The sequence below is a fragment of the Providencia sp. 6390 genome, from assembly GCF_058148425.1.
The window spans coordinates 35,712-48,607 of the sequence record NZ_JBYVYL010000009.1; the positions used below are offsets into that span (position 1 = coordinate 35,712).

The window sequence follows — 12,896 nt, forward strand, 5'->3', positions numbered from 1 at the left end:
TAATTACTCTTAAAAGCCCTCAGGGCTTTTTGCCTTATATCTCCGCCAGCATTGGTCAAAGGTTTACGATGGATTTTGCTAAACATCGGTTTTATGATAGCTTGAATGAAAACTATTACCAATAGTAATACGGGTGATTTTGTGAATAATTTCAATAGGTTATTATTTATTAAAGCTATTTTTGTTCTGTCTGCATGTAATTCTAATGTATTACCTTATGAAAAAATAAGTAAGCATTATGTGTATCAATCAGCCAATGAAAGTTCAGATCCTAATTTTCAAACTAATAAGCATGCATCAATCAAGCTTATGACTCCATTTTTTAAACAGTTTTATGACTTAGGTGTAGAAGATAAAAAAAATAAAATTTCAAAAGAAGATTATGAGAAAAAATTGAGCTACTTGAGTAGTAATGAATTTATTAATAACATAGAAAGCAGAGAACAGTTCGTTTCAGAAGAAGTTCATGTTGAAACAAAAAGAGTAGAAAATGAAAGCACACATCAGAAAAAAATCATGATTGACTCTATTCTTACTGCATATAAGGCGGGATATCATGGATAATTTAAAACACCCAAATGATAAAGACTTACTATTTTATTCAATATCTATATTTATATTGGGAATACTACCCATATTAGTATTTTTTGCCATGTATATATCAAAATTTGGAATTGAATATTTAAATTATTTATATGTGGGAATAATAAGCCTACCCTCATCTTTTTCAGAAACATACCCTTTTATTAGCAAAATATTAGGTAACTACACTAAGCTGTCACCTTTATTTTCATTGCTTTTCATTGTTTGCATTTGGAATAAACTAAAATTAAAAAAAGAAGCTATTAAAAACTTAACTTGGGGCAAGTTAATCAGTATGATTATATTATCTTTATTTATCATTTCATTTTTAATTTTCTTTACCTATTTTTATAGTACAAATTTATCGACCAGCTGGAGCAAAGTACAAACAATATCTAAAAATGAATATTTATTGTTACTCTATTATATCACTGCTTTCTTTTCGATTTATTTTTTCTTTTGCTTATTTTTTATACTATCCATATACGTACCTTACAAAAAATTAAAAGTCAGAGTTTAAATCTAACTTTTGGAATTTACCACAATATTACTAATGAGCAGGTCGAATCAATTCTTGATTAATTTTATCAACCAGATTAGTATCAATTAGAGAAGACATATAGCTAATAAGAATTATAGCTGCAATACTCACCAAGGCTACGGGCAAGGCTCCTACAGAAAGTAATGAGGCGATTGAGCCAATCAGACTGATTACAATACTGAGAGCTAAACTTGCAGTATAACCACTTAAAATCATTGCTTCTACTTCAAGCATTAGCGGATTCCAATTCCCAGTGTTAAAACCTTCTGTCGTTTTTTCTCTAATTTTTTCTATTTTTAAACCGACATCCAGAACTTTAAAAGCTTTACCTAAACGATAAAAATTATCAGATAAAGTTGTCACCTCTATCTGTTTAACTGCATTTACTATTGCAGTACTATCTTGTTTACTTACTTTAAAATTAGGATTTTTCAATATTTTATCTAAATCTTTTAAAGCGTCATTAAGACTTCTAATTTTTTTACCTTGGAAGTTTTTCACATCATTAGCAATTCTATCTGAAATAGCTTTATACTCTTGCCCCAATAGAGTGCTTATTTTTTCTCCTGAATCTACAATGATTGCACTTGCATCTAGCAAAGTATCTTTTTCAAGTTGCTTTACCCTACTTTTGTTTTTCTCATAATTATTAAAAAATACATTAGTGAAACTAATTAAATATTGTTCTAAATCTGCATCTGTTTTAATGCCTTTTTGTTCTAGCTCTTTCTTTTGCTTTTCAAGTGCCATTTTTTTCTTCGCACCTGTAACCTCATATTTAACTTTATTGAAGCTTGTTAAAACCCCATATTTATTTATCTTAATACTGTAATTAAAATCAAGAATATCAATACTAAAATCTCTAATTTCAGATGATTGAGATTTAAACTCAAGTTGAACCAATTTTGTCACTATATCTTTTCTTTTTGCATCGCCTAGAGCACTGTATCTAGACATATCCGCGTTTTGTGTCTTACTTGTTTGTTGTTCTTTGTAATCAATAATATTACCATCCTCATTAACTTGAACACTATAATTGAATCCGTGATGGTAAAAACTCAATCTGTTCTTTGAATCAAATTTGTTTTTTTGAATATCACGAGTAACCGACTGATAGTGAACCCCGTATGGTTGAGGAGCATTTATACTCTTAACGATATCTTTTACAGGAAGATTTTTGTTATAATTATTATTATCTTTCGAATTATCATTTTTATTTGGACTTACATCAATGAAACCTTCAAATTTTGAATTAAGGTTTGGTACATCTTTAAATGCAACACCTACTACATCAACAGTCCAAGTCAGCCCATCACCTCTGACCATCTTAAACGACATTGAGGAGTTCGGATCATATTTAACATTAATATTACCTACGCCATTATCGCGGCTATCACCATTTCCTTCAGGTCCAGTACCATATCCATGGTTATCCGGCTCAGCAGTTACTTCTATACTATCGTTCATAATAAAACCTCACTTATTGTATAAATAAACACATCAATATATGTAGTACTCATTGCATTTGAGCAGGCCAAATTAGATGGTTTAAATAATCATAAAAACAATATAGCTAGTTGGATATATTATTTTTTATTTGGTGAGCTATTTTTATCAAAAACTACGAAAAGTAATTTATTAGCTAAGCATTAAGTATCTAAGACAGTATCAATTGTACCATCAAAAAAAAGCAGGTTAGCTTTTGCTTAACCTGCCGTTTTCGTCTTTGCTAATAAACGATTAATTAGCTTTGATATTCGTTTCTCAGTTTTTTCGCCGCTTCAACCATGTTGGCTAATGATTGACGAGTTTCTGTCCAGCCACGTGTTTTCAAACCACAGTCTGGGTTAACCCATAAACGCTCTACCGGTACGCGATCTGCGGCCTTTCTCAGTAACGCAACAATCCACTCTACATTTGGTACGTTTGGTGAGTGAATATCATACACTCCCGGCCCAATTTCATTTGGATAATCGAAGTCTTCGAAAGCATCCAGTAAATCCATATCCGAACGCGAGGTTTCAATCGTGATCACATCTGCATCGAGAGCGGCAATCGAATCCATGATGTCATTGAACTCGCAATAACACATATGCGTGTGGATCTGTGTGTCATCTTCCGCAATCGCAGCACTCAGTTTAAAAGCATCAACAGCCCAATTTAAGTACTCTGCCCACTCATCTTTACGCAGTGGCAACCCTTCACGCAGTGCTGGTTCATCGATTTGAATGATACCAATACCTGCTTTTTGTAAATCGTCCACTTCATCGCGGAGCGCCAGTGCTATTTGCTTGGCAATGGTTTCACGACTGACATCTTCACGTGGGAATGACCAACAAAGGATCGTGACGGGCCCTGTTAACATTCCTTTGACTGGCTTTTCAGTTAGGGATTGCGCATATTTCGCCCACTCAACAGTAATGGCTTCAGGACGGCTAATATCACCAATGATAACTGGTGGCTTCACGCAACGTGAGCCATAGCTTTGCACCCAACCATTTTGTGTAAATACATAACCGTCAAAGTGTTCCCCGAAGTATTCCACCATGTCGTTACGTTCCGCTTCACCGTGTACTAAAACATCGATATCAAGCAGCTCTTGCTCTTTAATCGCTTGCTTAATGTGCTCGCTGATATTGGTACGATAGTGCGTCTTATCAACATTGCCTTTTTTGAAATCAAGGCGCAGTGTTCTAATTTCACTGGTTTGTGGGAACGAACCAATGGTTGTCGTTGGCCACAATGGTAGATTGAAGCGTTCGCGCTGACGTTGTGCCCTTGTTGGGTATGCGCTGTTACGCTCTGCATCACCTTCGCGGATCGCTTGTAAACGCTTAGCAACCGCAGCATTGTTCACTCGTGTTGAGGTTTTACGAGCACGAATTGGTGTGCTGTATTGTTCCAACTCAGCAATATGCTGTTCTGTTGGCTGGTTCAGTGCTTTGCTCAGCAGTGCTAATTCAGCACATTTTTGCAGTGCAAACGCAAACCAACTTTTGACTTCCTCATCTAAGCGAGTTTCATCATTCAGATCGATTGGGCTATGCAGCAGCGAGCAAGATGAGCCAATCCACAACGTGCGCTGACCTAACAGTGGTTTTACACGAGCAAATTTTTCGCCTAAGTCTGCTTTCCAAACGTTACGGCCATTGATAACACCCAGTGATAAAACCCAATCTTGCGGTAATGCCTTGTGCAGTTTTTCAATATCATCGTGACCTGCCACTACATCAACATGTAAACCTTGTACTGGCAATTGCTTGATCACGTCTAAATGGTGGCTGATACCATCAAAATAGGTGGTTAACAGTAGCTTCGTTTTACCTGTCAGTGCTTGGTAAGCTGTTTTATAGGCTTGTTGCCACTCAGCAGGTAAATCCAAAACCAGTGCAGGCTCATCGATTTGTACCCATTCAACGCCTTTTTGCGCTAAACGTGACAAAATTTCCTGATACACAGGTAATAAATCATTCAATAAAGATAAACGATCGAATGATTCACCTTTCACTTTACCTAACCACAGATAGGTAATTGGACCAATCACCACAGGTTTGATGTTATGACCTAAAGCAAGCGCTTCATCAACTTCATCAAACAGTTGCGTCCATGATAGGCTGAATTTTTGCCCTTTTTGGAATTCTGGCACAATGTAGTGGTAGTTGGTATTAAACCACTTAGTCATTTCTCCCGCTGCCGCTGGCTTACCGGTTGGTGCACGACCGCGAGCCACTCGAAACAGGGTATCTAAATCAATGGAACCATCTTCATTTTGATGACGTGGTGGAACGTTCCCCAACAGCAAGCTAGTTGTTAATACTTGGTCATACCAAGCAAAGTCACCAACGGGCAGCAGCTCAACGCCCTGCTCTTTTTGTTGCTGCCAATGGCGAGCACGCAACTCACGCCCAGTCTCTAGAAGTGCGGCTTGGTCAATCTTGCCTGCCCAATAATCTTCTTGTGCGCGTTTTAGTTCTCTTTTCAGACCGACACGAGGAAAACCAAGTGTATGATTTATAACAGACATATTGACCCCTTAAAATATTTAGCCGTCTAGATGTTTACACATCTATAATCAACAGGTACTGTATAAAGCACAAGCGCAAATTATTCATTGTCATCTTGAAGGTTTCTCATGATCGAATTAAAACATTTAAAGACGCTGCAAGCACTCAACCAACATGGCTCATTAGCTGCGGCTGCAACGTACTTACACCAGACTCAGTCTGCTCTGTCACATCAGTTTAGCGACTTAGAACACCGCCTTGGCTTCAAGTTATTCGTTCGTAAAAGCCAACCACTACGCTTTACCCCACAAGGGGAAGTGTTATTACAGCTCGCACAACAAATCCTACCGCTGGTGAAAGATGCGATCCGTATTTGTAATGAGCCCGGTGTTTCGACATTGCGTATTGCAATCGAATGTCATAGTTGTATTCAGTGGCTGACCCCTGCATTACAGCAATTTAGGCAAACATGGCCACAAGTTTCTGTCGATTTTAAATCAGGGGTAACTTTCGACCCGCAACCTGAATTACAGTCACGAGAGCTGGATATTGTGCTGACATCAGATATTTTGGCTGACAAAGAAATTCACTACACGCCATTGTTTGATTATGAAGTGAAGTTGATTGTGGCAAACGACCATCCACTAGCCAGAAAGCCTATTATTGAGCCACACGATCTCGCTGATGATACCTTGCTGATTTACCCTGTACAGCGTAATCGTTTTGATGTTTGGCGGCATTTCCTGCAACCTGCTGGGGTTTCACCGAATATTAAAACCGTCGATAACACGCTGATCTTAATTCAAATGGTAGCCGCAAAAATGGGTATTGCTGCATTGCCTCATTGGGCGGTCGATTCATTCGAAAGGCAAGGTTTGATTACCACAAAAACGTTAGGGAGTGGTTTATGGAGCCGGTTGTACGCTGCCTGCCGCGAAGGCGAACAACGCCAACCTGCTATTGAAGCATTTACCAAAACAGCGGCTAATCACGCTGTGGAGAATTTGTCTTATGTGAAACCGGTGAAAGTATCCAACGCCTATGCACCCACAGAGAAGCAACAATTAGGCTCGCTCCAATGGTAAAACTCAGCCAATCTGGATGTTGTTGCCAAATCGCGAAATTCACCAGTAATCCTGCTGGAACCATCATGTTATTCATAATAGCAAGGGTTCCGGCATCCACTTTGGTTGCACCATAATTCCACATAAAATAACCAATACCTGAAGCAACAACGCCCAACCACAATAAAACCCACCATTGTGAATGCGTTGTAGGCACCAACGATTTATTGCCAAATAGCAACCACCCAATTAGCGCCACCAGTGTTGCGCCGATATAAAACCATGAAAACGCTTGATGCTGCGGGATCGGATGAACTTCCATCAAACGCTTATAACCCACCTGCCCTATTGCAAAGAAAATATTTGCTAATTGTACAAACACCAATCCCAGCCAGAAAGATTCACTCAGATGATCGTAACGAATGATGGCTGCACCGATGACCGCTAGCAAAGAGCTAAATAAATAGCCTATTCGCAACCGTTGGCGCTCCAATAGATCATAAATTAATGTTACATAGAGAGGCGTTAAGACGGTAAACAGTAAAAACTCTGCGACACTGAGATATTTATAAGCTTGGAAAACAAAGAAATACATAATACCCAGTTGGCATGCACCCACTAACATATACAGAGTGATAACTTTGGCACCAAAGCCACGCCAACGTAAAAATGGTAGAAAGACCAGTGCAGCAAGTGAAACGCGAATTAATACAGATAACCAGCTGTCTACTCGCCCAGCAAGAAATTCGCCAATCAGACTAAAAGACGCAGCCCAAAGCAGCGTCGTAATAACTAATAACCACATAGTGATATTGTTCTCAATTCAGTTTTTTATCAGTGTTCTTTATCAATCAGAACGGCTTCTAATAAGTCGAGATCAACCAGCAATGATTGTAGTGTTTCATTACTGATTTTACGTGTTGCACGTAAATGATATAACTCACCGCGTTCAGCGCGTAATGCTGTCAATCGGAAACGCCGCTCAAGATCTTCAATCAATAGATTATGGTCGATTTCATCTTGACCTGCGGTACGTCGACGTAAATAACCCGTTACCCTTGAGGCAACTTCACTGATATCTTCTGGATCTAATTTTTCATCAACATCCGCAGATAAACGCTCTTCCATCTTATTCAAGCTAACAATAGCCACTTCTGCCATCGCAGCTTTTGCCATGCGGATCTCATTGATGTCAGCCTCTTTATCACCGACTTTAAAATTATGCAGTAACAACGGTAAGGCAATAACACCAGCAAAAATGGAAAATAAAATCACCCCAGCTGCGATAAACACTAATTGATAACGAGCAGGGAATGGTGAGCCATCACTTAAAAACAATGGAACAGAGAGCACACCCGCTAAGGTAATTGCCCCGCGTACCCCCGCAAAGGAAGCCAGCCATAATTCGCGTACAGTATAGTTAGCAAACTGTAATGGCTTTTTCTTTAAGAACAGGCGACTAAACCTTTTCATTAACCATAGCCAACAAAAACGTAAGATCAGCAAGGCAAAGTAGATAACAGCGACGGCGGTAAATAGCATCCAAGTTTCAACACTTGGATCCAGTTCTGCTTGAATGACTGAGGTTTGCCAGATCCCCGGAAGTTGCAAGCCTAACATAATGAACACTAGCCCGTTAAACACGAACTCTAACATTGACCAGACGCTGTCAGCTCGTAAACGCATCGCCAATGGCGCATTGCGGATCACGCCTGACTTAGTAATTGTCATACCTGCCGCAACGGCAGCCAAAATACCTGAAAAGCCAATATGCTCTGCAATCATGTAGGAAGCAAAAGGCAGCAATAACATAAAGACGATTTGTGTTGCAGGATCATCACCGCTCCAGCGGCTCATCAGACGTAAGGACTTACTGTATACCCATGTCACCACGACACCAGCTAATAACCCCCCCACAGCCACCTTAAAGAATTCAATCGTCACGCCTGAGACAGAGAACACCATAGTTCCCATCGCAATAGCGACCGCGAATTTTAAGGCAACAAGACCTGAAGCATCGTTCATCAATGCTTCACCCTCTAGCACACTCATCATGCGCTTTGGAATGCGTCCTTTGCCCACAATAGATGAAAGTGCCACGGCATCGGTCGGTGAAAGGACTGCTGCAAGAGCAAAGGCAGCAATGAGCGGGATCCCTGGCATCAGCCAATATATTAGGTAACCAATACCGACCACGGTGACCAACACCAGCACTAATACAAGGATGAAAATCTCACGGCCATTTTGGAAAAATTCACGTGTGGGGGTTTTCCAGCCATCAACAAATAGCAATGGAGGGATCAGTAATACCATAAATAATTCAGGGTCAAACGTGACATGCAAGCCGAACTGAGGCCATGCAAGCAAGGCACCTATCGCGATTTGAATTAAGGGTAATGGAACACGAACTGGAAGGACTTTTGTCACGACACCAGAAACAGAAACTGCCAAGATCAAGATGAGAATAGTAAAGAAAATTTCCATGTTACCCTTACTGATTAGCCATACGAACCAAAACCCAAATATGGCCCATCGCAATAGAATATTAGGTAACTGGTTAGGCCATAAAATTTTTCAGTAGCCAGCAACTCGTGAAAACCCGCGGGTTTTACTTGATTCACCGCCGTGCATCTATTCTATCGTCAACTAATGCTTAGACGGGAAAATTATTCAAACTTTAAGATTAATCGCGATAATCCATTAGAGAGCGGTCATTAAGACCGCTACAATAGATAAAATGGTTTTATATCGCCAAGTCAGCAGCATAAAACGCTACTAAAAGCACCGCTATCACGACAGTTCCAATATTCAGCTTACGCCATTCACCTGCAAAAATGCGTCCAATCACCAAAGCAGCGAAGCCCAACATAATACCCGTAACAATATTACAGGTAAGAACAATAAACACAGCGCATAATAAGCCAGACATTGAGTCGACAAAATCATCAAAGTCTAATTTAGAAACGTTACTTAACATCAACAAGCCCACATACATCAAAGCTGGTGCAGTTGCATATGCAGGAACAAGATAAGATAACGGTGATAAAAATAGGATGAGCAGGAACAGCACACCAACCACAACAGCAGTTAAACCTGTGCGACCACCTGCGGCAGTACCTGCTGCGGATTCAATATACACAGCGGCTGGAGAAGCACCGATTGCCCCTGCAAAAATACTGCTGACAGAGTCTGCAGTCAAAGCCTTACCACCATCAATGATTTGGCCATCTTTATCCAACAGATTAGCTTGACCAGCAACGGCGCGAATGGTGCCAGTTGCATCAAATACCGCTGTCATTACCAACGCCAATAGGCTTGGTAAAACCATCGGTTGTAAGGCCCCCATGATATCCATATTGAAGATCAGTGATAAGCCATCTTCGCCCAGCGAAGGAAGCTTAAAGAAACCTTGATATTTCACTGCGGGATCAAAAATTAACCCAATAATTGAAATTGCAACAATCACTAACAACACGCCACCCGGTACACGGCGTTTCTCTAAGCCAAAAATCACAGCCAAACCAGCGAGAGCCATCAAGACAGGGAAAGAAGTGAACTCGCCAAGTGCCACAGGCAGGCCTGCATTCGGATTTTTAACCACTAAACCGACGCCATTTGCAGCGATTAGCAATAAAAACAAGCCAATACCAATACCTGTACCATGCGCAATACCCATTGGCATATTGCGTAGGATCCAACTACGGATACCTGTAACAGAAATAATAGTAAACAAACAGCCCATTAAGAATACAGCGCCTAAGGCTACTGGAATACTAATTTGCTGGCCTAATACCAAACTGAATGCAGTAAATGCGGTCAATGAAATTGCACAGCCAATCGCCATCGGTAAGTTAGCCCATAACCCCATGAGTAATGAACCAAAACCAGCCACTAAGCAAGTCGCAATAAACACAGCGGTAGGAGGGAACCCTGCTTGCCCTAGCATCCCAGGCACAACGATGACGGAATAGACCATTGCCAAAAAGGTGGTTAACCCAGCAATGATTTCACGGCGAACGGAGGAGCCGCGCGCTGAAATTTTAAAATATTTATCCAACTTACAATTGGTTGAAGCCTGTTGGCCAGACATGGAGATACCCCTGCTAAACATGACTAAAAGCGACCATCCCCACTGACGAAAACGATTACCTATTTAAAATAGAACGATCCATTAAGACATTATCTTAGTGAAATATTCGTTACGCAATCGTTTGGCTTTATTGATAAGGAACGGCGGATTGTGAAGCGTGCAATTATCAATCGAAATAGGCGTAATGATCAAGTGTTTTCGAGTTAAGTCGAGTGATGGTACAGGTTGCAGGCAACTTAAGTAAAATTTTTAACCTTTATTTCTAAGATAAGCACTGAATATCATCATATACTCAAAATGATTCAAGGTGCTGCTAAGCGGCAAGTGAGTGAGTCACTAGGCACAAATGGTGAATGAATGTAATCACCATAGTTTAACGCAAGGCGCTGCAATTTAAAGTTGACGAATATATTTAAAAAAGTCATACATAGCAGCTAATTAATCGACTAAATAAGAGTAACATTTAATTTCAGCATCAATTTAATACTTCGTTTAAGTGTAGTTAATAAATACTTTGTTATAATGGAAGAGTCATTATATTAAAAACCATAAACATTAAATTCCAATTATTATAAATTCAATTTTATATACTCTAAATAATTCGAATTGCAGGTAGGCGACAAGCGAAGATAGTCGGGGAGCATAGATAAACACTGTGACTCGGCTAGCTGAGTGCAGTCACTTATACCTCAACGAAAAGCGCTGCAATTTGAAGTATGCCGAGTATAAATGGCATTTATTATTAAGTATCTTGCATTGTCACTCTATAATCTATTCATGAAAAATCAAATTGAAATTAAACTTTCATTTCATAATATTAAAATTTTTATTGTTGAGCTTTAATTTAATTTCACTAGGTTATAATTCAATTTAAGTAGAAACTATTAATCGCGAATAAATATTCACCGTAGAAATAATGCAAAAATTATTATTACCTAAAAAAATATCACTCGTTTTATTTGTTGGTTTTCTCATTATTTACCTTTTGCCGGGTATTTATGGGCATACTCCGTGGAAACAAGATGAAAACTACAGTTTCGGTATTATTCAAACCATGTTTGAAACTGGTAACTGGTTAGTGCCAACTAATGCGGGTGAACCCTTTATGGAGAAGCCTCCACTCTATTATTGGGTTGCCACTATCACTTCTCATCTATTGTCTGGCTTTATGCCTCTTTATGATGCAGCACGTAGTGCTAGCCTGTTGTTTATGATCATTAATTTTTGCTTCTTTGTTTTACTTGCTCGCCGTGCCTTTAATACTTGTGATATCAGTGATAAACGCATTTGGATTGCCTTTGCATTGTATGTCTGTGCCCCTGGTATCTTAAGGCACAGCCACGATATGTTTACTGATGTGGCCTTGATTACTGGGACAACTATTGGCTTATACGGCGCTTTGGGGTTGATACGTCAAGAAAAAGTGGCAATGTCTGCACTATGGCTAATGATCGGTACTGTAGTCGCAATGCTATCGAAAGGATTATTTGTGCCGGGTGTGTTATGGCTCAGTCTGTTCTTTGCGCCAATCTTCCTACCTCAGTGTCGTCAAAAAATATTTTGGCTACCCGCAATAACAGCAGGGCTAGTTTCCCTAATGCTCATTTTGCCTTGGCCTATTTTGCTATACCACCAGCACCCAGAGCTATTCGTTTCGTGGATTTGGGAAAACAACATCGGTCGCTTCTTAGGTTTTTCCGTTGAAAAGCTGGGAGCTAAAGCAAATTTAACACGCATCCCTTCTGCTATTGCTCTTTTCGCATTGCCTTCAGGAATTTTGGCAGTCCTCTACTTTTTTAGGGGCCCATTAAAACGTTTACGCGATCCTAATATTTACTTAGTCACTATGTTTCCTTTATTAGGGATCTTACTTTTACAGATTTCTGCCACTGGACGCGCACTTTACCTACTGCCATTTATTGCATCGCTAGCAATACTAGGTACACATACCTTGCTAAATCTCCCAGAAAAAATACTACGCATTTTTTCTCATTTTTCAGCGGTGCTATGGTCACTCTTGGTAATATTTGTTTGGGCTTGCTACTTGGTCTCTTTATCCGGAGAAGCGTCGACATGGCTCGCACCATTTGGTAAATGGCTCCCGATGAGTTACCAAATGTCATTTTCAATTTGGGGCTTTATAGGTGCAGTTATCCTAACTGTCGTGTGGTTTTCAAGAAGCTTGTTTGTTAGCTCACAAATCGCACTACGCGCAATACAAAATTGGGCTCTTGGTATGTGCATTGTGTGGGGTGTAATTTTAAGCTTGTTTGTTGGCTGGATTGACTATAGTAAAGGCTTTGAAGGTGTATTTGTTGACTTAGATCAGCAATTAAAAGACCACTACCACGTTGATGATTGCATGGCTTCAGATAATATTGGTGAATCTGAAGCACCAATGCTGTACTACTACACTGGAATTTTGCATCAACGACAAGATCGTTTTGAAAAACCAGAACACTGTCGTTGGCTAATTGTCTTATCAAAACAAGTTAAACCAGCGCCATCAGGTATGACGCTGTTTTGGACAAATCATCGCCCTGATGAATCCACTGAAAATTTAGTGGTTTATAAAGCAATTGAATAAACTGATGATGGGGTGCTATTGTTAACAC

Annotated in this window: 9 protein-coding genes; 4 read left to right on the plus strand and 5 right to left on the minus strand. The window is 39.7% G+C overall.

The features are described from left to right. Positions 1-105: 105 nt before the first annotated feature. Both AC3Z9T_RS17280 and cui read left to right on the plus strand, forming a co-directional pair. Entirely contained in the window at positions 106-564 is a 459-nt protein-coding gene (locus AC3Z9T_RS17280) for an Exc2 family lipoprotein (protein ID WP_490127332.1), read from the plus strand. Further along, positions 557-1,102: a colicin immunity protein Cui gene (gene cui, locus AC3Z9T_RS17285; RefSeq protein WP_490127333.1), complete on the plus strand. Its 546-nt coding sequence runs from the start codon at positions 557-559 to the stop codon at positions 1,100-1,102. Before AC3Z9T_RS17280 ends, cui begins: the two co-directional genes overlap by 8 nt. Positions 1,103-1,132: 30 nt before the next feature. Here the strand turns inward: cui and AC3Z9T_RS17290 are convergent, their stop codons facing one another. After that, on the minus strand, positions 1,133-2,590 hold the full coding sequence (locus AC3Z9T_RS17290; RefSeq protein ID WP_490127334.1) for a colicin-like pore-forming protein: 1,458 nt from the start codon (positions 2,588-2,590) through the stop codon (positions 1,133-1,135). Between the two features lie 277 nt (positions 2,591-2,867). Continuing rightward, complete coding sequence (metE, locus tag AC3Z9T_RS17295) at positions 2,868-5,147, minus strand: 5-methyltetrahydropteroyltriglutamate--homocysteine S-methyltransferase (RefSeq protein WP_490127335.1); 2,280 nt, start codon at positions 5,145-5,147, stop codon at positions 2,868-2,870. Between the two features lie 108 nt (positions 5,148-5,255). On the opposite strand from metE, the gene metR reads away from it, so the two are divergent. Beyond that, positions 5,256-6,212, plus strand: a complete 957-nt coding sequence (gene metR, locus AC3Z9T_RS17300; RefSeq protein WP_490127336.1) for an HTH-type transcriptional regulator MetR — start codon at positions 5,256-5,258, stop codon at positions 6,210-6,212. On the opposite strand, the gene AC3Z9T_RS17305 is transcribed toward metR, so the two are convergent. The 3 genes from AC3Z9T_RS17305 to AC3Z9T_RS17315 all read right to left on the minus strand — a co-directional run bounded on the left by AC3Z9T_RS17305 (position 6,112) and on the right by AC3Z9T_RS17315 (position 10,281). Further along, positions 6,112-6,996 (minus strand): carboxylate/amino acid/amine transporter, encoded by an 885-nt coding sequence (locus tag AC3Z9T_RS17305; protein ID WP_490127337.1) that lies wholly within the window; start codon positions 6,994-6,996, stop codon positions 6,112-6,114. The genes metR and AC3Z9T_RS17305 overlap by 101 nt on opposite strands. Positions 6,997-7,025: 29 nt before the next feature. After that, positions 7,026-8,675, minus strand: a complete 1,650-nt coding sequence (locus tag AC3Z9T_RS17310) for a Na+/H+ antiporter (RefSeq protein WP_490127338.1) — start codon at positions 8,673-8,675, stop codon at positions 7,026-7,028. A gap of 259 nt (positions 8,676-8,934) precedes the next feature. Next, on the minus strand, positions 8,935-10,281 hold the full coding sequence (locus AC3Z9T_RS17315) for an NCS2 family permease (RefSeq protein WP_490127339.1): 1,347 nt from the start codon (positions 10,279-10,281) through the stop codon (positions 8,935-8,937). Positions 10,282-11,197: 916 nt separating this feature from the next. Here AC3Z9T_RS17315 and AC3Z9T_RS17320 point away from each other — a divergent pair. Then, the gene (locus tag AC3Z9T_RS17320; RefSeq protein WP_490127340.1) at positions 11,198-12,868 is read left to right on the plus strand and encodes an ArnT family glycosyltransferase; all 1,671 of its coding nucleotides are present in this window, start codon (positions 11,198-11,200) and stop codon (positions 12,866-12,868) included. Positions 12,869-12,896: the final 28 nt, after the last annotated feature.

What these genes read in the sequence shown, in the direction of transcription:
- metE (WP_490127335.1), bottom strand. Translation starts at nt 5,147, where the DNA reads ATGTCTGTTATAAATCATACACTTGGTTTTCCTCGTGTCGGTCTGAAA.
- AC3Z9T_RS17280 (WP_490127332.1), top strand. Translation starts at nt 106, where the DNA reads ATGAAAACTATTACCAATAGTAATACGGGTGATTTTGTGAATAATTTC.
- AC3Z9T_RS17305 (WP_490127337.1), bottom strand. Translation starts at nt 6,996, where the DNA reads ATGTGGTTATTAGTTATTACGACGCTGCTTTGGGCTGCGTCTTTTAGT.
- AC3Z9T_RS17320 (WP_490127340.1), top strand. Translation starts at nt 11,198, where the DNA reads ATGCAAAAATTATTATTACCTAAAAAAATATCACTCGTTTTATTTGTT.
- AC3Z9T_RS17290 (WP_490127334.1), bottom strand. Translation starts at nt 2,590, where the DNA reads ATGAACGATAGTATAGAAGTAACTGCTGAGCCGGATAACCATGGATAT.
- AC3Z9T_RS17310 (WP_490127338.1), bottom strand. Translation starts at nt 8,675, where the DNA reads ATGGAAATTTTCTTTACTATTCTCATCTTGATCTTGGCAGTTTCTGTT.
- AC3Z9T_RS17315 (WP_490127339.1), bottom strand. Translation starts at nt 10,281, where the DNA reads ATGTCTGGCCAACAGGCTTCAACCAATTGTAAGTTGGATAAATATTTT.
- cui (WP_490127333.1), top strand. Translation starts at nt 557, where the DNA reads ATGGATAATTTAAAACACCCAAATGATAAAGACTTACTATTTTATTCA.
- metR (WP_490127336.1), top strand. Translation starts at nt 5,256, where the DNA reads ATGATCGAATTAAAACATTTAAAGACGCTGCAAGCACTCAACCAACAT.